The organism is Mesorhizobium sp. CA16 (assembly GCF_020165175.1).
Lineage (GTDB): Bacteria > Pseudomonadota > Alphaproteobacteria > Rhizobiales > Rhizobiaceae > Mesorhizobium.
Genome location: NZ_JAIUHP010000013.1, coordinates 156,852 through 175,954 on the forward strand (window position 1 = coordinate 156,852; position 19,103 = coordinate 175,954).

19 protein-coding genes are annotated in these 19,103 nt (G+C 64.0%); 5 read left to right on the top strand and 14 right to left on the bottom strand.

Annotation, left to right across the window (positions count from 1 at the left end; translation table 11 throughout):
• Positions 1-14 precede the first annotated feature (14 nt).
• The 6 genes from LB525_RS19125 to coxB form a co-directional block, all read right to left on the bottom strand.
• Entirely contained in the window at positions 15-896 is an 882-nt protein-coding gene (locus LB525_RS19125) for a cytochrome c oxidase subunit 3 (RefSeq protein ID WP_224545856.1), read from the bottom strand.
• A gap of 1 nt (position 897) precedes the next feature.
• The gene (locus LB525_RS19130; protein ID WP_224545858.1) at positions 898-1,527 is read right to left on the bottom strand and encodes a cytochrome c oxidase assembly protein; all 630 of its coding nucleotides are present in this window, start codon (positions 1,525-1,527) and stop codon (positions 898-900) included.
• Positions 1,527-1,718: a hypothetical protein gene (locus LB525_RS19135; RefSeq protein WP_224545860.1), complete on the bottom strand. Its 192-nt coding sequence runs from the start codon at positions 1,716-1,718 to the stop codon at positions 1,527-1,529. Before LB525_RS19135 ends, LB525_RS19130 begins: the two co-directional genes overlap by 1 nt.
• Positions 1,715-2,659 (bottom strand): heme o synthase, encoded by a 945-nt coding sequence (locus LB525_RS19140; protein WP_224545862.1) that lies wholly within the window; start codon positions 2,657-2,659, stop codon positions 1,715-1,717. Before LB525_RS19140 ends, LB525_RS19135 begins: the two co-directional genes overlap by 4 nt.
• Positions 2,660-2,735: 76 nt before the next feature.
• On the bottom strand, positions 2,736-4,385 hold the full coding sequence (gene ctaD, locus LB525_RS19145) for a cytochrome c oxidase subunit I (RefSeq protein WP_224545864.1): 1,650 nt from the start codon (positions 4,383-4,385) through the stop codon (positions 2,736-2,738).
• Positions 4,386-4,423: 38 nt separating this feature from the next.
• Positions 4,424-5,425, bottom strand: coding sequence for a cytochrome c oxidase subunit II (coxB, locus tag LB525_RS19150; protein ID WP_411962584.1), 1,002 nt, complete (start codon positions 5,423-5,425; stop codon positions 4,424-4,426).
• A gap of 211 nt (positions 5,426-5,636) precedes the next feature.
• Here coxB and LB525_RS19155 point away from each other — a divergent pair, with 211 nt between their 5' ends.
• From LB525_RS19155 to LB525_RS19170, 4 genes are all read left to right on the top strand, one after another.
• Positions 5,637-6,176, top strand: a complete 540-nt coding sequence (locus tag LB525_RS19155; RefSeq protein WP_095766761.1) for an invasion associated locus B family protein — start codon at positions 5,637-5,639, stop codon at positions 6,174-6,176.
• Between the two features lie 77 nt (positions 6,177-6,253).
• Entirely contained in the window at positions 6,254-6,721 is a 468-nt protein-coding gene (locus tag LB525_RS19160; RefSeq protein ID WP_224545867.1) for a YbjN domain-containing protein, read from the top strand.
• A 99-nt stretch (positions 6,722-6,820) separates the two neighbouring features.
• Positions 6,821-8,233, top strand: coding sequence for a metalloprotease TldD (gene tldD, locus LB525_RS19165; RefSeq protein WP_224545869.1), 1,413 nt, complete (start codon positions 6,821-6,823; stop codon positions 8,231-8,233).
• Positions 8,234-8,428: 195 nt separating this feature from the next.
• Complete coding sequence (locus LB525_RS19170) at positions 8,429-9,088, top strand: transglutaminase-like cysteine peptidase (protein ID WP_224545871.1); 660 nt, start codon at positions 8,429-8,431, stop codon at positions 9,086-9,088.
• A gap of 250 nt (positions 9,089-9,338) precedes the next feature.
• Here the strand turns inward: LB525_RS19170 and LB525_RS19175 are convergent, their stop codons facing one another.
• The 3 genes from LB525_RS19175 to LB525_RS19185 all read right to left on the bottom strand — a co-directional run bounded on the left by LB525_RS19175 (position 9,339) and on the right by LB525_RS19185 (position 14,344).
• Positions 9,339-12,170: a caspase family protein gene (locus tag LB525_RS19175; RefSeq protein WP_224545873.1), complete on the bottom strand. Its 2,832-nt coding sequence runs from the start codon at positions 12,168-12,170 to the stop codon at positions 9,339-9,341.
• A gap of 168 nt (positions 12,171-12,338) precedes the next feature.
• Positions 12,339-13,580: a class I SAM-dependent RNA methyltransferase gene (locus LB525_RS19180; protein WP_224545875.1), complete on the bottom strand. Its 1,242-nt coding sequence runs from the start codon at positions 13,578-13,580 to the stop codon at positions 12,339-12,341.
• Positions 13,577-14,344 carry a TlyA family RNA methyltransferase gene (locus LB525_RS19185; RefSeq protein WP_224545877.1) on the bottom strand — a complete coding sequence of 256 codons (768 nt, stop codon included), beginning with the start codon at positions 14,342-14,344 and terminating at the stop codon, positions 13,577-13,579. The genes LB525_RS19180 and LB525_RS19185 overlap by 4 nt, the downstream gene beginning before the upstream one ends.
• Positions 14,345-14,451: 107 nt before the next feature.
• On the opposite strand from LB525_RS19185, the gene LB525_RS19190 reads away from it, so the two are divergent.
• On the top strand, positions 14,452-14,853 hold the full coding sequence (locus tag LB525_RS19190) for a GFA family protein (protein ID WP_224545879.1): 402 nt from the start codon (positions 14,452-14,454) through the stop codon (positions 14,851-14,853).
• On the opposite strand, the gene LB525_RS19195 is transcribed toward LB525_RS19190, so the two are convergent.
• From LB525_RS19195 to LB525_RS19215, 5 genes are all read right to left on the bottom strand, one after another.
• Entirely contained in the window at positions 14,850-15,137 is a 288-nt protein-coding gene (locus LB525_RS19195; RefSeq protein WP_224545882.1) for a hypothetical protein, read from the bottom strand. The genes LB525_RS19190 and LB525_RS19195 overlap by 4 nt on opposite strands.
• Positions 15,138-15,288: 151 nt before the next feature.
• Positions 15,289-17,196 carry a 1-deoxy-D-xylulose-5-phosphate synthase gene (gene dxs / locus LB525_RS19200; RefSeq protein ID WP_224545884.1) on the bottom strand — a complete coding sequence of 636 codons (1,908 nt, stop codon included), beginning with the start codon at positions 17,194-17,196 and terminating at the stop codon, positions 15,289-15,291.
• Positions 17,197-17,461: 265 nt separating this feature from the next.
• Positions 17,462-18,382, bottom strand: a complete 921-nt coding sequence (locus LB525_RS19205) for a pirin family protein (protein WP_140847990.1) — start codon at positions 18,380-18,382, stop codon at positions 17,462-17,464.
• Between the two features lie 9 nt (positions 18,383-18,391).
• On the bottom strand, positions 18,392-18,658 hold the full coding sequence (locus tag LB525_RS19210) for a DUF2277 domain-containing protein (protein ID WP_095766753.1): 267 nt from the start codon (positions 18,656-18,658) through the stop codon (positions 18,392-18,394).
• A gap of 193 nt (positions 18,659-18,851) precedes the next feature.
• Positions 18,852-19,103 carry an exodeoxyribonuclease VII small subunit gene (locus tag LB525_RS19215; RefSeq protein ID WP_095766752.1) on the bottom strand — a complete coding sequence of 84 codons (252 nt, stop codon included), beginning with the start codon at positions 19,101-19,103 and terminating at the stop codon, positions 18,852-18,854.

Below are 19,103 nucleotides of genomic sequence, written 5' to 3' on the forward strand. Positions count from 1 at the left end.
CTAAACCAGTCGGTTTAATGGCCTTCGATCAGTGCGCCGTTGGAGGCCCAGACATAGATTGCGCTGAACAGGAACAGCCAGACCACGTCAACGAAGTGCCAATACCAGGCGGCCGCCTCGAAGCCGAAATGCTGTTTCGGGGTGAAGTCGCCGCGCCACGCGCGGATCAGGCAGACCAGCAGGAAGATGGTGCCGATGATGACGTGGAAGCCGTGGAAGCCGGTCGCCATGAAGAAGGTGGCGCCGTAGATCGAATCCCTGAAGCCGAACGGAGCGTGCATATACTCGTAGGCCTGCACCATGGTGAACAGCATGCCGAGGCCGACGGTCAGCACCAGGCCGTTGATCAGGCCCTTGCGGTCGCCATGCAGAAGCGCGTGGTGCGCCCAGGTCACCGTCGTGCCCGACAGAAGCAGGATGATGGTGTTGTAGAGCGGCAAGTGGAAGGGATCGAGGACTTCAAGCCCCTTCGGCGGCCACACGCCGCCGGTGAAGGCGGTGCGGGCATACTGGTTCGCCTCGCCGGGGAAGAGACTTGCGTCGAAGAAGGCCCAGAACCAGGCGACGAAGAACATCACCTCGGAGGCGATGAACATGATCATGCCATAGCGCAGATGCAGCGACACGACGCGCGTGTGGTGACCCTCATGCGCTTCCTTGATGGTGTCCGACCACCAGGCGAACATCGTGTAGAGCACGATGATCATCCCGATGAAAAACAGCCACGGATTGGCGATGTTGTGGCCGAAGACCGGGAAGTTGCCGCCCTTCAGATACTGCATCAGGCAGACGCCGCCGATGGCGGTGACCAGCGCGCCGATCGAGCCCAGGAAAGGCCAGGGGCTCGGGTTGACGAGATGGTAGTCGTGTTGTGGTTTTGCGTGCGCGTCTGCCATATCAACCCCCGAGGCTTGCGTCGGAATCTGGAACTTTGTTGCTGCTGCCAGCGGCCGGCGCCGAGGAGGCGACCGGCTGTTTATTTTCGACCGGGAACATCGTGTAGGACAGGGTGATGGTCTTCAAGTCCTTGAGTTCCGGCACGTTGACGATGTCTGGATCGACATAGAACACGACCGGCATGTCCAGCGTCTCGCCGGGCTTCAGCGTCGTGTCGGTGAAGCAGAAGCACTCCACCTTGTTGAAATAGGCGCCGGCCATTTCCGGCTGCACGTTGAACGAGGCGCGGCCAGTGATGGTGCGGTCGAACTTGTTGGTGGCGCTGTAATGCGCCTGCGCCGTCGCGCCGATCTTGATCGTCACCGAGCGGGCGACAGGCTCGAACTGCCATGGAATGCCGTTGGTGTTGGCATCGAAGCGGATGGTGATATCACGGTCGAGCACGCGGCCGGCATATTGCTTCTCGGCGCGCTGCGTGGTCCCGCCATAGCCGGTGACCTGGCAGAACATCTTATAGAGCGGAACCGCCGCATAGGCCATGCCGACCATGCCGGTGAAGAAGGCGAGGCAGACGGCGGCGACGATGCCGTTGTTCACCTTGCGGGGCTTGCTGCTGGTCTCGCCGCCCATCAGCCGCCTCCCAGCAGGCCGGAGCTGGTGATGCTGGCTCCGCTGTGACCGAAGCGCACGATGGTGGCGGCATAGAAGACGACGACCAGCGCTGCCAGCGCAAGACCGATGGCGATGGAGCGGTTGCGGCGGGCCTTCTGCTGGCGTTCGGTCAGCGTGACCAGTTCGAGTTTCTTGTCAGCCACGATCATGCTCCCCCCATCATGAGGGCGCGCCCAATCACGCAATCGATGAGATAGGCGGCAAAGATAGCGAAGAGATAGAGCAGCGAGTAGCCGAACAGGGCCTTGGCCGGCTTCATCGCGCGATCGTCGTCGGCCATGGCAAGCACTTTCCAGGCATACCAGACGAAGCCCGCGCCGAGGGCCGCCGAGACGACGCCGTAGCCGGCCGTGGTGTAGCCGAGCGCCCAGGGCAGCACCCCGACCGGCGCCAGGATCAGCGCATAAGCAAAGATCTGCCTACGGGTCGAGGCATGGCCGGCGACATTCGGCATCATCGGGATGCCGGCGCGGGCGTAGTCGTCGGATTTGAAGAGAGCCAGCGCCCAGAAATGCGGCGGCGTCCACAGGAAGATGATCAGGAACAGGATCACGCTTTCGAGGCTGACCGAGCCGGTCACGGCGGCCCAGCCGATTACCGGCGGGATGGCGCCGGCGGCGCCGCCGATGACAATGTTCTGCGGCGTCCAGCGCTTCAGCCACATGGTGTAGATGACGGCGTAGAAGAAGATGGTGAAGGCGAGAAGCGATGCCGACAGCCAGTTGACCAGCACGCCGAGCGTCATCACCGACAGCACCGACAGCACAAGGCCAAAGCTCAACGCCTCGCCTGGGGTGACGCGACCGGACGGCACCGGGCGGCCGGCGGTCCTCGTCATCACGGCGTCGATGTCGGCATCGTACCACATGTTGAGCGCGCCGGAAGCACCGGCGCCAATGGCGATTGCGAGGATGGCGATCACCGCCATGAGCGGATTGATGGCGACGGGCGCCGCGATCATGCCGACAAAGGCCGTGAAGACGACCAGCGACATGACACGCGGCTTCAGGAGGGCGAAGAAATCGCCTGCGGTCGCTTCCGACATGCGAAAACCCGCTTCCTCCATCAATCTGTCTTCGGCAAGGGCCATGCGTACTTAAAGTCCATCATTCCGTTGGCCAAGACCGCCGGGCAAGCCGGCGGCCTCGTATGCGTCGGGACGCTGCCTACCTGATCTTCGGCAGCTGTTCCCACTGGTGGAACGGCGGCGGCGAAGGCAGCTGCCATTCGAGCGTGGTGGCGCCCTCGCCCCACGGGTTGGCGCCGGCGACGCGCTTCTTCTGGAAGGCCTCGAACACGCCGTAGAGGAAGATCGCAACGCCAACGGCCGCGATGTAGGAGCCGTAGGACGACACCATGTTCCAGCCGGCGAACGCGTCCGGATAGTCGACGGTACGGCGCGGCATGCCGGCGAGGCCGAGGAAGTGCTGCGGGAAGAAGATCAGGTTGACGCCGACGAAGGTCACCCAGAAGTGGGTGTTGGCGATAACCGGCGAGTACATGTAGCCGGTCATCTTCGGGAACCAGTAGTACCAGCCGGCGAAGATGGCAAACACCGCGCCCAGCGACAGCACGTAGTGGAAGTGGGCGATCACGAAATAGGTGTCGTGCAGCGAGCGGTCGAGACCGGCATTGGCCAGTTGAACGCCGGTGACGCCACCGATGGTGAACAGGAAGATGAAGCCCAGCGCCCACAGCATCGGCGGCTTGAAGGAGATCGAACCGCCCCACATGGTGGCGATCCAGGAGAAGATCTTCACGCCGGTCGGCACCGCGATGACCATGGTGGCGAACACGAAGTAACGCTGCGTGTCGAGCGACAGGCCGGTCGTGTACATGTGGTGCGCCCAGACGATGAAGCCGACGGCGCCGATCGCGACCATGGCGTAGGCCATGCCGAGATAGCCGAACACCGGCTTCTTCGAGAAGGTCGAGACGATATGGCTGATGATGCCGAAGCCCGGCAGGATCAGGATGTACACCTCGGGATGGCCGAAGAACCAGAACAGATGCTGGAAGAGGATCGGGTCACCGCCCTGATCCGGCACGAAGAAAGCAGTGCCGAAATTGCGATCGGTGAGCAGCATGGTGATGGCGCCCGCCAGAACCGGCAGCGACAGCAGCAGCAGGAAAGCGGTGATCAGCACCGCCCAGGCAAACAGCGGCATCTTGTGCAGCGTCATGCCGGGAGCGCGCATGTTGAAGATGGTGGTGATGAAGTTGATGGCGCCGAGGATCGACGACGCGCCGGCGATATGGATCGAGAGGATCGCCAGGTCCATCGCCGGGCCTGGCTGGCCGGACGTCGAGAGCGGCGGATAAATGGTCCAGCCGCCGCCGACGCCGAAGGCGCCCGGCGCGCTCGGCACGAACATCGAGGAGAGCAGCAGGATGAAGGCAGGCGGCAGCAGCCAGAACGAGATGTTGTTCATGCGCGGGAAGGCCATGTCCGGCGCGCCGATCATGATCGGCACCATCCAGTTGGCGAAGCCGCCGATGAGCGCCGGCATGACCATGAAGAAGATCATGATCAGGCCGTGCGCGGCGCCGAAGGCGTTGTACATGCTCTTGCCGCCGTCGACGGCGGCGTCGCCCTGCATGCCGTAGACCATCTGCGCCAGGCCGCTGAAGATCTGGATGCCCGGCTCCTGCAGCTCCATGCGGATGGCGACCGAGAGCGCGGCGCCGATGATGCCGGCCATGATCGCGAAGATCAGGTAGAGCGTGCCGATGTCCTTGTGGTTGGTCGAGTAGACCCAGCGGACCCAGCCATGCGGCCTGTGGTCGCCGTGATCGTGAGCTGCAGCCTCTGCCATGTTCCGCTCCGTTCCCTAAATCTTGCTAACCCGCAGCATCAGTTGCCGGCGGCCGCTACCTTGTTGGTACCATCGATCTCGGCCATCAGCGCCTTGTTGGCGGCGGGCACGTCGGTCTTGGCCGTATCCAGCCAGGTCTTGAACTGCGCATCGGACACGACGCGCACGGCGATCGGCATGAAGGCATGGTCCTTGCCGCAGAGCTGCGAGCACTGGCCGTAGTAGAGGCCTTCCTTCTCCGCCTTGAACCAGGTCTCGTTGGTGCGGCCGGGGACGGCATCCATCTTGATGCCGAAGGACGGCACGGCGAAGGAGTGGATGACATCGGTGGCGGTGATCAGCACGCGGGTCATGGTGTTGACCGGCACGACCAGCTCGTTGTCGACCGCCAGCAGACGCGGATAGCGGGCGCGATCTTCCTTGCCGGCCTTGGCGCGGTCGGCATCCTGAAGAACCGCCGAGTTGAAGGAGAAGGTCTTGTCGACCTGGTACTCGTAATCCCAGTTCCACTGGTTGCCGGTCGCCTTGACGGTGAGCTTGGCTTCTTCCGGCGGCGTGTACTGCGCCGTGAGCAGCTGGAAGGAGGGAATGGCGATGAGCAGGAGCACGATCACCGGCCCGACCGTCCAGATCACCTCGATCAGCGTGTTGTGGCTGGTCCTGGACGGCACTGGATTGGCACTGGCGCGGAACCTGACGATGCAGACCAGCAGAAGCACCAGCACAAGGATGGTGATCGGGACGATGAACCACATGGTGTAGTTCCCAAACCGCTCGATCTGCCGCATCATGTCGGTCGCGGGCGCCTGGAAGGTCATCTCCCATTCCCGCGGCTGGTCGGCACGAGCCGCCGCACTGGAGAAGAGCACGGCCGAAGCTGCCGTACCTGCCAAGAATTCAGCGCTTGCCAGGAATTTCCTCATCGCCCTCTCGTCTCCCACTTCCCGCGATCTGGTCGCACCAATAACGGACGACACCGGAATTGGGAATCCCGGGCTGTCCCGAGGCTGGTTCAAACCATACTCTATTTCCCTCCGCAAGAAAGGAGCGGAGGAAACCGTGCGGCATTTTTGCGCGCAGGCCGAAGGCTGCGTTCGGCGCCCGCCATGCTATATGCGCGACGGTCGCAATTCGGGCGAATTTGCTTTGGAAAAGCATGCAATTGCCGGTATCGGGGCGGACCGGCGGAGGTCTCGTCCTTTACTTGGCCCCGGCGCGGCTTAAAGTGCCGTGATTCGCAATGGAGCCGTTATGACTTCCTGGCTTTCGAGAACCCTGGCGAAGGTCGTCCTTGCCGTCGCCTTGCTCGGTGTCGGCGTAGCCGTCGGCGCCCCCGCCTCGCCTAACGACGCCAAGCCGCCGAGCGGCACGGTGAAGTCGACGCATGGCGCGTGGTCGATCATCTGCGATACGCCTGCAGGTGCTACCTCAGAGCAATGCGTGATGATGCAGAACGTCGTCGCCGAGGACCGCCCTGAAATGGGGCTTTCGGTCGTGGTGCTGCGCACAGCCGACAACAAGGCCGAGATCCTGCGCGTGCTGGCGCCGCTCGGCGTGCTCCTGCCCAACGGGCTTGGCCTCAACGTCGACGGCAAGGATATCGGCCGCGCCTATTTCGTGCGCTGCTTCCAGGACGGCTGCTACGCCGAGGTGATCCTTGAAAAACCGCTGCTCGACACGTTGAAGAGCGGCACGTCGGCCACCTTCATCGTCTTCCAGACGCCCGAGGAAGGCATCGGTATTCCCGTCGACCTCAAGGGCTTTGCGGACGGCTTCGCCGCCCTACCTTGATCTTCTTGCCCATCCACCGCGGCCATTTCCGACGCTGAGGTCGGATGGCGAATGCGGATTTGGCGGCAGGAGGCTCCATGCGCACGTCATTGTCCGCTTTCATCGCTGGGCTGGCGCTGGCCGGTGCGGTTTCGGTCGCCCGGGCCGAGGACGCCGAAATCCTCCAGAGCCCCGACCCGGCGGCGATCCTCGATATCGCCAAGGGCTTCGGTTCCGCCAGGATGGGCAAGGACGACAACGGCGATCCGATGATTTCGGGGCGGATCGACGGCGTTAAATACCTGATCTATTTCTACGGCTGCGAAGACCGCGAGAACTGCAAGTCGCTGCAATTCGCGACCGGCTACGCCGACCCGCTTACCGCTGACCAAGCCAACGCCTGGAACGCAAAATACCGGTGGGTGAGGGCCTATTCGGGCGACGGCTCGAATTTCAGGATGGATGTCAGCTTTGCCGGCGGCATCACCAGGGCCAATCTCGAGGAGCAGTTTTCCAATTGGAACGCGATGGCCGGCAACATCAAGGACTTCGTCAGCGGCAAGTGATGGCGGCGCAATCGTCGGCTTGACCCAGTTGGCGATTGTGCGACGGCGGCTTCGCGCCTACATGCCGAGGAACGATTTGTTTCCACGAATGGATTTGCCATGAACAGCCTGATCGGCCAATTCGACATTTCCGACGATCGCGTCAAGGAGATCGTCACCGAGACCATCAAGGGCGCCGACGACGGCGAGTTGTTCCTCGAATACAGCGAGAACGAAGCGCTGATGTTCGATAATGGCCGGCTGAAGACGGCCAATTTCAACACCGACCAGGGGTTCGGCCTGCGCGCCGTGGCCGGCGAGGCCAGCGGTTATGCGCATTCGAGCGATCTCTCCGAAGCCTCGCTGTTGCGCGCGGCGGATGCAGTCTCGGCTGTCAAAGGCGGCTATTCCGGCACATTGGCCGGAGCGCCCGCCCGCACCAACCGCCATCTTTATGGCGACGAGAACCCTATCCCCTCGCCTTCCTTCGAGGCCAAGGCCAAGCTGTTGCAGGAGATCGACGGCTGGCTGCGCGCCAAGGATCCGCGCGTGCGCCAGGTGACGGCGTCGCTTGCCGCCTCGTGGCAGCATGTCGAGATCGTGCGCGGCGACGGCCAGATTGTGCGCGACATCCGCCCGCTGGTGCGGATCAACGTTTCCGTGGTGGTCGGCGATGGCGACCGGCAGGAGAGCGGCTCCTACGGCATGGGCGGCCGCAAGAGTTTTGGCGAGTTCGTCGGCGAGGAAAGCTGGAAGCATGCCGCCAGCGAGGCGCTGCGGCAGGCGCTGGTTAATCTCGAGGCCGTCCCTGCGCCGGCGGGCACGTTCGACATCGTGCTGTCCAGCGGCTGGCCGGGCGTGATGCTGCACGAGGCGGTCGGGCACGGGCTCGAAGGCGACTTCAACCGCAAGAAGACATCAGCTTTCGCCGGCCTGATGGGCCAACAGGTGGCGGCGAAGGGTGTCACCGTGGTCGATGATGGCACCATCCCCGAGCGGCGCGGCTCGCTGACCGTCGACGATGAAGGGACGCCCTCGGCGCGCAACGTGCTGATCGAGGACGGCAAGCTCGTCGGCTATATGCAGGATCGCCAGAACGCCAGGTTGATGGGCATGAAGGCCACCGGCAACGGCCGCCGCGAAGGCTACGCGCACCAGCCGATGCCGCGCATGACCAACACCTACATGACCTCGGGCGACATGGAGCCGGAAGAGATCATCGCCTCGGTCAAGAACGGCATCTACGCCGTTTCCTTCGGCGGCGGCCAGGTCGACATCACGTCGGGCAAGTTCGTGTTCGGCTGCACCGAAGCCTATATGATCGAGAACGGCAAGGTAACGCAGCCGATCAAGGGCGCGATGCTGATCGGCAATGGGCCCGACGCCATGCACCGCGTGAGCATGATCGGCAACGACATGAAGCTCGACACCGGCATCGGCATGTGCGGCAAGGCCGGACAGGGTGTGCCTGTCGGCGTCGGCCAGCCGCATCTGCGGATGAACCAGATGACGGTGGGCGGCACCAGGGTTTGAGGGTCTGTCGTCCACTGCCTGACGAACGACCATCCCGAGCAGTCTCCGCGCGCCAGGCGGTTGATTCCGGCGTGAATGCATCCTCCACCTTGAAGTGAACACAATCGTGTTAGGACATTATTAATTGTTTAATTGGCGGGGCGAGCGTTTGCGCATTAGCTTGTCGCCAGTCTTCTCGTTGCGGTGGTGTCGGCAATGCAGCGTTCCCCTGGCGTCCTGACTTCTTCTTTCCTCATTGGCCTCGTTTCCCTGGTTGGCGCATCATCGCTGCAAGTCGGCCCCGCAGCGGCGCAGTCGTCGCTGTTCAAGCTAACGGCTGCGAGTTCCGCCGCAGTCGGCGGCAGCACCAGCGTCCCATATGGCTGGCTCGATTTCTGTCGTCGCCGGCCGAAGGAATGCAAAGTGCCTGCCCTGCCTGCCACAAGCGTCAGGCTGACAGCGCAGAACATGGGCATCCTCAAGCGGGTAAACCAGAAGGCGAACCGTTCCATCAAGCCCGTCAGCAATTACGACCACTGGGGCACGACGATGGACCACTGGGACTATCCGACGGACGGCAAGGGCGACTGCAAGATCTACGCGCTCTACAAGCGCAAGCTGCTCCTGGAAGCCGGCTTCCCCCGGCAGGCGCTGCTGATGACGGTGGTGCGCGACCTCCACAATGAGGGCCACACCATTCTGACGGTGAAGACCGACAAGGGCGATCTCGTGCTGGACAATCTGGTCGACGAAATCCGCCCCTGGAACGCCACCGGCTATTATTTCCTGAAACGCCAGTCGCAGCAGAACCCGAACACCTGGGTGTCGATCAACCAGCGCGGCGGCACGGCGAAACGACTGTCTCCGAGTTCGTAAGGGCCAGAGCGTTTCACGGAAACGGCGAGCCGCTCTCTCGCCCGGGGATGCAATTCTGCACGGAAAGCTATGGTGAAGTCGGCGAGCCCGAACCTTTCACCTTTCCCGCAATCGCTCCCGGCGTGACCAGAGCGGTCTTGTCTGCTTTGACGGACTGATCCGTCACATTCTCCACCTCGCAAATTCATAGGCCGGAAAATCCGGCCCATGAACGGGCGTTGCCGCCTGCGGCCAGGCAAGCCTTGCTGGCCTACTGCTGGCAGGGCGGCTCGCCAGGACGCCCGCAGGTCGGCTTCTTGTTTCCCTGCGGCGGCTGCTCCTTGGGCTGCTGCGGCAGGCGCCGTTCCTGTATCTGAGGCTGAGGCCGTAGCTGCTGCAAGCGTCTTTCTTGCATCTGAGGCTCAGGCCTCAACTGCTGCAGGCGTCTCTCTTGCATCTGAGGCCTTGGCTGCGACTGGAACTCCGGCCTTTGCGGCCTGAGCACCTGCACGTTCGGCCTTTCTTGCTTGAAGCTGCGCTGGACGTTGATGCCTGCGCCGGCGGAACCCTCTTCGGCGTTCGGCAGCCTGCGAAACTTCCTGTTTGCGTTGGCCGAACCCTGATTCTGGTCGGAGAACACACTCGGATTGTTTCTCCTGAGCCGCTCCTGCACGCTCGCCCGGTTGTCGGCCGGCGCGCCATTCACGGTCGGCAGCTTGCGGAACTTCTTGCCCCTGTCGCCTCCGTTGACCGAGCCTTGATCGCTCGGGCCGACAGTTGTCTGGCCTGCCGACAAATCTTTGCGTGTCAGCTTCCTCGGTCTGCCTTCGTTCTGGCCGGACAACGCATTCGGATTGTTCTTCCCGAACCTCTGCCGGGCGTTCTGCCCGTTCTCGCCCGGCGCGCCATTGACGGTCGGCAGCTTGCGGAGCTTCTTACCTCTATCGCCTCCGTTGACCGTGCCTTGATCGCTCGGGCCGACAGCTGTCTGGCCTGCCGACAGATCCTTGCGTGTCAGCTTCCTCGGTCTGCCTTCGTTCTGGCCGGACAACGCATTCGGATTGTTCTTCCCGAACCTCTGCTGGGCGTTCTGCCCGTTCTCGCCCGGCGCGCCATTGACGGTCGGCAACTTGCGGAACTTGTTATTCTTGTCTTGACCGTTGACGGCTCCGTTCTGCTGGTCATTGCCCGTAACGGGGGCGCCGGCATTCCCGGTAGCCTGCTGGTTGCCACTCACCGTGCCTTGCTTGCCCAGCACCTTCCTGTTGGGCGCGTTTTGGCCGTTGAGCACCGGTTTGCCGTTGACGAGCGGCAGCGCTTTGCCGTCGGCTCCCGGCAAGGCGTGATCGGTCGAGAGCTTGCCCATCGTCTTCGCCTGCGGCGTCGCACCCGGCTGCTGGCCCTGCGTGACAGCCTGGCCCGGTTTCAGCGATTGCGGCGTGGCACCAGGCTGCTGGCCCTGCGTGGCAGCCTGGCCCGGCTTCGGCGGCTGGCCGCCCTGATTTTGCTTGAACAGCACCGCCCTTTTCTGCAGCACCGGCGGCAGCGCCACCTTGGCCGCCAGCGCGGCCGCGCCCGCGCCAACCGCCATCTTCTGCCCGGTGGTGAGACCGCTCGGTGCATTGGCGCTCGGCTGTCCGGCCTGATTGGCCGGCTCGTTGTTGATCGTCGTGTTGTTGTTGATGACGGTCGTGTTGTGAATGTTGTTGAAGATGATGTCGTTCGGCGGCGGCACGATGTCACGCGGCGGCCTGACCCAGACCGGCACGGGGACGAAGACCGGCGTCGGCAGGACGTAAACATCGACCGGCGGCGGGGGCGGCGGCAGCACGACGAAATCCGGTGGCGGCGGCGGCAGGAATATCACGTCGATCGGCGGCGGCGGCTCGAAGTCGAAATCGGGATCGTCGAAATAGAGCACCGGCCTGTCGACATAGATGATTTCCTCCGGCGGCGGCGGCGGCACGTCGTAGACGATGACGGTGAAGCTCGTCGGTGGCTCGAGCTCGGCGTCGAAATGCTCCAGCCGGCGGCGAGCGTCCCAGGCATGCAGCCCGTGCGGATAGCGCTCGAGGTAGGACCAATAAGCCTCCGGCGTATCCCGCAGCCATGTTTCGCGCCAGGTGATCGCCTCGCGCCGCGCAGCGATGATGGCGCGCACACGCTTGGCCATCGGATCGTGCGGATAGGCGACGAGGAATTCCTCGTAGCCGCGCATCGTATCGCGGTCGAGTGCCGCGACATAGGCGTCATGCGCATTGAAGTCGCGGATCGGCCTGGTCCGGTTGGCCCGTTCTTCGGCCTCCGAAACCTTCGGCGGCGGCGCGTCCGGAGCGCGTTCGAAGAAGACGAAAGGCGCGCTGATCTTCGAGGCGTCCCACGGGATTTCGGCGCCTTGCGTCACCTCGTTGACGCGTAGCCGCGTGCGGTCGAAAACATCGTCAAGCGACAAGCCCCCTTCGCGCATCATCTCGGCGAGCGCCTGAGCATAGGCGCCGTATGGGCCCTTCCCTTCCGGCGCAACCGTTCCGGGCGCCGCGTTGAACGCAATCAGCATGTTGGGGTCGGGGTCGACCAGAGCGAGACCGCCGGCCAGCGGCTGGCTCATTTTCGGAAGAGCACTAGGCCGTGCCGCGTCGAGGACGACGATATTGACCTTTGCCGGCAATCCCGCCAGGGACTTGGTGATATCGGAGAGCCGCATGGCCTGCAGCGGCACGTCGGCCGGATTGGCGATCTGGGCGTCGACCGGCAAGAAATAGTTCTCGCCTTCGAACTGCACGCCGCGGCCGGCGAGGTATACGAAAACGGTCGCGTCCGGACCGGCGGCGGAAACCTTTCCAAGGAAATCGCGCAACGCGCCGCGTAACGATTCCTGGTCGACATCGCGCGCGCCGACCACATCGAACCCTGCTGCCTGCAGGGTCTGCGCAATCAGGCCGGCGTCATTCGCAGAGGTGACCAGCGCATCCGACGGATAGGCGGCGTTGCCGATGACGAATGCGAGACGTTTCTGCTGTTGGGCGAGCGCGCCCGTCGTGGACGCGACGGCGAACGCGATGAGAACGACGACAAGGCCGATGACTTTCCGAAGCGAGCGCATTGCAATCCGCCATCCTTGTCCGCCATTTCGTCCAACGCGATAACGCCGGAGAGGCAGGAATGTTTCCCTAACCACAGAATTAAGACCCTGCAAAAAGGCGGCTTTAGGGCGCAATTTCGTCGAAAGAACAGAGGCTTCACAGTTTTCACGCGAGCCTCCGGCCGCGAGCTACCGCCGCCGCTTCGGCTTCTCCAAAAGCGCGACGGCCTCGACATGCGGCGACCACAGGAACTGGTCGATCGGCGTGACGCTCTTCAGCCTGTAGCCGCCATCGATCAAGATGCGCAGGTCCCGTGCCAGCGTCACCGGATTGCAGGACACCGCGGCGACCAGCGGCACGTCGGAACGGGCGATCTGCTTCGACTGGTCCTCGGCGCCGGCGCGCGGCGGATCGAAGACCAGCCCGTCGAAGGCGTTCAACTCCTTGAAGGTCAGCGGCCGGCGGAACAGGTCGCGGCGTTCGCTGGTCACGCGCTTCAGGCCGCTGGCAAAGCGGAAGGCGCGGTCGAGCGCGGCAAGCGCCGGCGCATCGCCCTCGACGGCATGGACCTCGGATTGCGCGCCGAGCCTGAGCGCGAAGCTGCCGCAGCCGGCAAACAGGTCCGCGACCTTCCTGGCGCGCGACAGATGCTGGCCGACGAGGCTTGCCATCGCCCGCTCGGCGGCCTCCGTCGCCTGCAGGAAGGCGCCCGGCGGCACGGCGACCGCGACGGGCCCGAACTGCACCACCGGCTTCTTCGGCTCGACGACGATCTCGCCGTCGACGGAAAGCCGCGCCAGGCCTTCGGCCATGACGAAATTGGACGCGATACGGCGCTGATGGTCGCCAAGCTTGCCGGCATCGTGCACAGCCACGTCGAGGCCTGAAGCGGTGACGGTCACCGTCATATGAAATGCCTTCGGGGTGGCGCAGACCAACCCGGCCAGGGCGCGCAATTTATCAAGCGCCGAGACGATCGCGGGCAGCGAGATCGGGCATTCCTCGATCGGGATGATCTCGGAAGACAGCGCACGCACGAAGCCGAGCAGCATGCCGGCATCCGTGCGCCTGGCGCTGAAGGTGACGCGGCGGCGGGTGTGCGGCGCGCAAGGCACCAGCGCGGCGATCTCGCAAGCAATGCCCTTGGCCTTCAGCGCCTGCACAACCTTCTCGCGCTTCCATTGCCGGTAGGCTTCGGCCTCGTAATGCTGCAGCGCGCAGCCGCCGCATTCGGTGAAATGGCGGCAGGCCGGGTCGATCCTGAGCGGCGAGGCTTCCAATACCGACATCAGCGCGGCGCGGTCCTTCTGGCGCGCGGCCGTTACCGTCTCGCCCGGTAGCGTGAACGGGATGAAGACCTCCCCGCCTTCGGCATTGGCGATACCGTCGCCCTGCGAACCGAGCCTCGCGATGGTGAAGCGTGTGCTCATCGCCCGTCCTTCATGGCGGCTAGCAGGAACTCGCGGTTTCCGTCGCCGCCTTCGATCGGCGACGGCTCGAGTCCCAGCACGCGCCAGCCGGGAATGCCGGCCAGCCAGTCGCGCAAATTTGCAGCAATGCGCCCGGCATCGCCCGGATCCTTGAGCAGGCCGCCCTTGCCGATGGCCTCGCGGCCCGCCTCGAATTGCGGCTTGACCAGCAGAACTGCCTTGGCGCCCTCACCCGCCAATTCCAGCGCCGGCGGCAGCGCCAGCTTCAGCGAGATGAAGCTGACGTCACAGACAAGGAAAGCGGGAACGCGGCCGCCGAGATCGGCTGCCGTCAGATCGCGGGCGTTCAGTCCTTCGATCACCGTCACACGCGGGTCGCCGGCAATGTCGGGATGGATCTGGCCGTGACCGACATCGATCGCCGTGACATGGGCCGCGCGGCGCTCGAGCAGCACCTGGGTGAAGCCGCCCGTCGAGGCGCCGACATCGAGCGCTTCGCTGCCGGAAGGATCGAGGCCGAAACGGTCGAGGCCGGCGATCAGCTTCAGCGCCGCGCGCGACACATAGGCCTGCGCCGGATCATCGATGGCGATCAGGCAGTCCGAAGCGACGGGTTGGCCGGGCTTGCGGGCGACGGCGCCGTCAACCGTCACCGTGCCGCGCTCGATCGCGTCGCGGGCGCGCGAACGGCTGGCAAACAGACCGCGCCCGACGAGCAATTCGTCGAGCCGCTGGCGCCGGCTGGCTGGCAAAGGGGAACTCATCGGCCTTCATTGGCGAAAGCCGGGCGCGAACGCAATGGTTGAATATGGCCCAAGAGGCTGCAGAATGCCGAGAGGAACAGGCGGTTCGTCAGCCGGTGGAGGTGGCAATGCTGAGGGGTACCTGTCATTGCGGCGCAGTTCATTGGACGCTGGAAGGCGATCCCGGCGCAATCACCGCATGCAATTGCACGCTTTGCCGCCGCTACGGCGCGCTCTGGGCCTATGACTATGTCGATGAGCGCATCCGCGTCGCCGGACCGCTGAAATCGTACACACGCGCCGAGGTGGCGGAGCCCGCGCTGGAAATCCTGTTCTGTCCGACCTGCGCCTGCGTGGTCGCCTGGCGTGGCCTGCGCTCCGGCGAAAGCGGCCGCACGCGTATCGCTGTCAATGTCAGGCTTGCGCCGCCCGAGGAGGTCGCCGACCTGCCGATCGACCATTTCGACGGCCTCGACACTTTTGACGACCTGCCGCGCGACGGCCGCTGCGTGCGCGATATGTGGTTCTAGAAAATGGTGCGCGAAATCTGGCGCTCGACGGCGGGCATCAGGCCGTCATTGCCGGAGGCTTGCTTGCGCGGCGGCTCAACCGGAGTGGGCGCGACGAGACCTGCATCCGGCAGCACGACGAGTTGAGGAACCTGCTTATAGGAAAAGCCGCCGCGGATGTTGCCCATCTTGCCAGCAACGATGTCCAGCACCGCCTTTTCAAGGTTGCGGTCGTAGCGCGTCTCCGCTGTCGCCGGCGCCGTCACGGCCGCCAAAAGGGCCACTCCGCACAGAAGCGTTTTCATTTTTGGTTGTCTCCCTGCCTGGCCCGAGCTTTTAGCAGGGCGCCGTTGAAAATCGGCCAAGAGACAGGGTAAGCGAACCGCCAAACGGGAGCGTTAACAGATACTTACATCTGGCATCCGGCAAACCGATTCAGCGTCTTGACGTTCTGATTCAGGCGCGCTGCGCCTGCACGCCGCGACCGAGCGCGGCGAAGACCGTGCACACGATGCCTGCCGAATCCAGCCCGGCATCGGCATACATCTTCTCCGGCTTGGCATGGTCGGTGAACGCGTCCGGCAGCATCAGCGGGCGCACCTTGAGGCCGCTTTCGAGAAGGCCTTCATGGGCGAGGAAGTGCAGCACCTGGCTGGCGAAGCCGCCGATGGCGCCCTCTTCCACGGTCACCAGCACCTCATGCGAACGGGCGAGCCGCCGGATGAGATCCTCGTCCAGCGGCTTGGCGAAGCGGGCGTCGGCAACGGTAGTAGAAAGACCGGCAGCGCCAAGTTCCTCGGCCGCCAACAGGCAATCCTGCAGCCGCGTGCCGAAGGAAAGCAGCGCGACCTTGGTCCCTTCCTTGAGGATGCGGCCCCTGCCGATCTCCAGCAGCGAGCCGCGCTCCGGCATGTCGACGCCGACGCCGTTGCCGCGCGGATAGCGGAAGGCAATCGGGCCGTCATCATAGGCCGCCGCGGTGCGCACCATATGACGCAGCTCCGCCTCATCGGCGGCGGCCATGACAACGAAGCCCGGCAGCGTGGCCAGGAAGGTCGTATCGAAAGCGCCGCAGTGGGTGGCGCCGTCGGCACCGACGAAACCGGCGCGGTCGATCGGGAAGCGCACCGGCAGTTTCTGGATCGCAACGTCGTGGACGACCTGGTCGTAGGCGCGCTGCAGGAAGGTTGAATAGATGGCGGCGAAAGGCTTGTAGCCTTCGGTGGCCAACCCCGCGGCGAAGGTCACCGCATGCTGCTCGGCAATGCCGACATCGAAGGTTCGCTTCGGAAACACCTCGCCGAAGAGATCGAGACCGGTGCCGCTCGGCATGGCGGCGGTGATGGCGACGATGCGGTCGTCCTCGCGCGCTTCCTGGATCAGGCTTTCGGCGAAGACCTTGGTGTAGGCGGGCGCGTTGGCCGGCGCCTTGGCCTGCGCGCCGGTGATGACGTCGAACTTGTTGACGCCGTGATATTTGTCGGCCGCGGCTTCCGCCGGCGCGTAGCCCTTGCCCTTCTGGGTCACGACATGGATCAGCACTGGGCCTTTGCCATTGTCACGGACGTTCCTCAGCACCGGGATCAGATGTTCGAGATTGTGACCGTCGATGGGGCCGATATGGTAGAAGCCGAGCTCCTCGAACAAGGTGCCGCCGGTGACGTAACCACGCGCATGCTCGACCGCACGGGTGATGGCGCGGTCGGCGCGCTTGCCTAGATAGGATGTCAGCTTCTTGCCGAAATCGCGAAGGCCCAGATAGGCCTTGCCGGAGGCGAGCCTCGCCAGATAGGCGCTCATGGCGCCGGTCGGCGGCGCGATCGACATGTCATTGTCGTTGAGGATGACAATCAGCCGGGCGTCGAGCGCGCCGGCATTGTTCAGCGCCTCGAAAGCCATGCCGGCCGACATCGAGCCGTCGCCGATGACGGAAATGACATTGTTGCGGCCGCCCGACAAGTCGCGGGCCATGGCCATGCCGAGACCGGCCGAAATTGAGGTCGAGGAATGCGCGGCGCCGAACGGGTCGTATTCGCTCTCGGCCCGCCGGGTGAAACCAGAGAGGCCGCCTTCCTGGCGCAGCGTGCGGATGCGGTCGCGGCGGCCGGTCAGGATCTTATGCGGATAGGCCTGGTGGCCGACGTCCCAGATCAGCCGATCCTGCGGGGTGTTGAAGACATAATGCAGCGCGACGGTCAGTTCGACGACGCCGAGGCCGGCGCCGAGATGGCCGCCGGTCTGCGACACGGCGTCGATGAGCTCGGCGCGGAGTTCCGCGGCAAGCTGCGGCAGCGCGCTCTCATCAAGCGTCCGCAAATCCGCCGGAATGCGGACCTTATCGAGCAGCGGCGTGTCTGGCTTCACTCGGGCGCGTCCTGCCTTATCGATCGAACACGGCGCTATCAGCAGATTGCGCCATAATCATGCGCGGCAATAGTCCGCCGGCGGGCGAATGTAAATGTGCGTCAGTGACGCGTGCTACGCTGCAAGGTGTATTGAGATTCAGGTTAGGCCGCGCCGAAAATGATGGATTCCGAGAACCGGAGCGGAGCGTACTCAAAGTACGTGAGCACCGGAAGCGCAGGAAACCGGCATTTGCAGGCCGGCCTCACCTGAATATCAACACACCTTAGTTCTCGGGCAGCGGAATAAACTCTTCCTCATCGCCAGGAACGATATCGAAGCGGCCCGTCTTCCATTCCTGCTTGGCCTGCTCGATGCGTTCCTTGGAGGACGAGACGAAATTCCACCAGATGTAGCGCTTGGAGCCCAGCGAAGCGCCGCCGAACAGCATGAAATGCGCGCCGCGTTCGGAGGAAACGACTATCTCCTCGCCCGGCTTGAACACCAGGAGCCGCTCGGCCGGGAAAACATCGCCGGCGATCGAGACGTCGCCTTCCAGCGTGTAGATGGCGCGCTCCTCGGCATCGGCCGGAATCTTCACGCTGGCGCCGGCGGCCAGCCTGAGATCGGCGTAGAGCGTGTCGGAAGCGGTCGCCACGGGCGAGCGCAGGCCTGAGAACGCGCCAATGACGACGCGGCCGCTGACACCCTCGGCATCGATCTGCGGCAAGCGGGCCACCGACGTATTCGCGAATACCGGAGCAATCTCCTCCTTGCCGTCGGGCAGCGCCAGCCAGGTCTGCAGGCCGGAGACCGACATCGGCGCGCCGCGCAATTCCTGTGGCGTGCGCTCTGAATGAACGATGCCGCGCCCGGCTGTCATCAGATTCACGTCGCCCGGCGCGATCACCATTTCGGTGCCGAGCGAGTCGCGATGCCTGATCCTGCCGTCGAACAGATAGGTGACGGTGGACAGCCCGATATGCGGATGCGGGCGCACGTCGAGCGCATGGCCGGCGCGCAGGATCGCAGGGCCCATGCGGTCGAAGAAGATGAACGGCCCGACCAGGCGGCGCTTTGCCGTCGGCAGGGCGCGGCGCACCTCGAAGCCGCCAATGTCCTTGGCGTTCGGAACGACCATCAGCTCGATCTGGTCGCAGGCGAAGGCATCGCCGGGTTCGGGATCGTTTCCCGGAAAGAAGCTCATGTCGTATCCTCAGGCGAAACGCAGCGCAGACCTGGCCTTCGCCTTGGCAGCTTCTTCCTCGCGGTTGCGCGGCTCCTGGTTGGTTTCGAGCGAATCGATCAATTCGCGCGCGACAGCGGCGATCGCCTCGACGGCATGGTAGAAGGCATGCTCGTTGCGCTTGGACGGCTTGGTCGAGCCGCTCAGCTTGCGCACGAATTGCAGCGCTGCGTCATGCACCTCGTCATTGGTCGCCGGCGGCTCGAAATTGGCCAAGGTCTTGATGTTGCGGCACATGGCTTGAACTCCTTACCTGCTTTCTTTGCCCTTACCCGGTCTGAGATCATCCGCTGAGGTGTTGAGATTCAGGTCAGGCCGAGCCGAAAATGGTGGTTTCCGAGAACCGGAGCGGAGCGTACTTGAAGTACGTGAGCACCGGAAGCGCAGGAAGTTGCCATTTGCAGGCCGGCCTCACCTGAATATCAACACCTCAGTCGGCATCCAGCGGCTCCGTTCCCACTGGCTTGCCGTCGCGCGACAATCTGATCTTCTCGACCTTGTCCTCGGCCGCTTTCAGCAGCCGGTCGCAATGCGCCTTCAGCGCCTCGCCGCGCTCATAGATCTTGATCGACTGGTCGAGCGGGACGTCGCCGCGCTCAAGATCATCGACGATCTTCTCCAACGCGTCGAGCGCCTGTTCGAAGCTCATCGCCTTGACGTCCTCATTGCCTTCCAATGCCAT

Bases quoted from the DNA above. Each gene is read 5' to 3' on its own strand.
- LB525_RS19125 (WP_224545856.1), bottom strand. From the start codon at position 896: ATGGCAGACGCGCACGCAAAACCACAACACGACTACCATCTCGTCAAC.
- LB525_RS19185 (WP_224545877.1), bottom strand. From the start codon at position 14,344: ATGAGTTCCCCTTTGCCAGCCAGCCGGCGCCAGCGGCTCGACGAATTG.
- LB525_RS19170 (WP_224545871.1), top strand. From the start codon at position 8,429: ATGCAGCGTTCCCCTGGCGTCCTGACTTCTTCTTTCCTCATTGGCCTC.
- LB525_RS19195 (WP_224545882.1), bottom strand. From the start codon at position 15,137: ATGAAAACGCTTCTGTGCGGAGTGGCCCTTTTGGCGGCCGTGACGGCG.
- LB525_RS19210 (WP_095766753.1), bottom strand. From the start codon at position 18,658: ATGTGCCGCAACATCAAGACCTTGGCCAATTTCGAGCCGCCGGCGACC.
- LB525_RS19205 (WP_140847990.1), bottom strand. From the start codon at position 18,382: ATGAGCTTCTTTCCGGGAAACGATCCCGAACCCGGCGATGCCTTCGCC.
- LB525_RS19215 (WP_095766752.1), bottom strand. From the start codon at position 19,103: ATGGCATTGGAAGGCAATGAGGACGTCAAGGCGATGAGCTTCGAACAG.
- LB525_RS19155 (WP_095766761.1), top strand. From the start codon at position 5,637: ATGACTTCCTGGCTTTCGAGAACCCTGGCGAAGGTCGTCCTTGCCGTC.
- LB525_RS19160 (WP_224545867.1), top strand. From the start codon at position 6,254: ATGCGCACGTCATTGTCCGCTTTCATCGCTGGGCTGGCGCTGGCCGGT.
- LB525_RS19130 (WP_224545858.1), bottom strand. From the start codon at position 1,527: ATGGGCGGCGAGACCAGCAGCAAGCCCCGCAAGGTGAACAACGGCATC.
- LB525_RS19135 (WP_224545860.1), bottom strand. From the start codon at position 1,718: ATGATCGTGGCTGACAAGAAACTCGAACTGGTCACGCTGACCGAACGC.
- tldD (WP_224545869.1), top strand. From the start codon at position 6,821: ATGAACAGCCTGATCGGCCAATTCGACATTTCCGACGATCGCGTCAAG.
- LB525_RS19190 (WP_224545879.1), top strand. From the start codon at position 14,452: ATGCTGAGGGGTACCTGTCATTGCGGCGCAGTTCATTGGACGCTGGAA.
- LB525_RS19175 (WP_224545873.1), bottom strand. From the start codon at position 12,170: ATGCGCTCGCTTCGGAAAGTCATCGGCCTTGTCGTCGTTCTCATCGCG.
- LB525_RS19140 (WP_224545862.1), bottom strand. From the start codon at position 2,659: ATGGCCCTTGCCGAAGACAGATTGATGGAGGAAGCGGGTTTTCGCATG.
- ctaD (WP_224545864.1), bottom strand. From the start codon at position 4,385: ATGGCAGAGGCTGCAGCTCACGATCACGGCGACCACAGGCCGCATGGC.
- LB525_RS19180 (WP_224545875.1), bottom strand. From the start codon at position 13,580: ATGAGCACACGCTTCACCATCGCGAGGCTCGGTTCGCAGGGCGACGGT.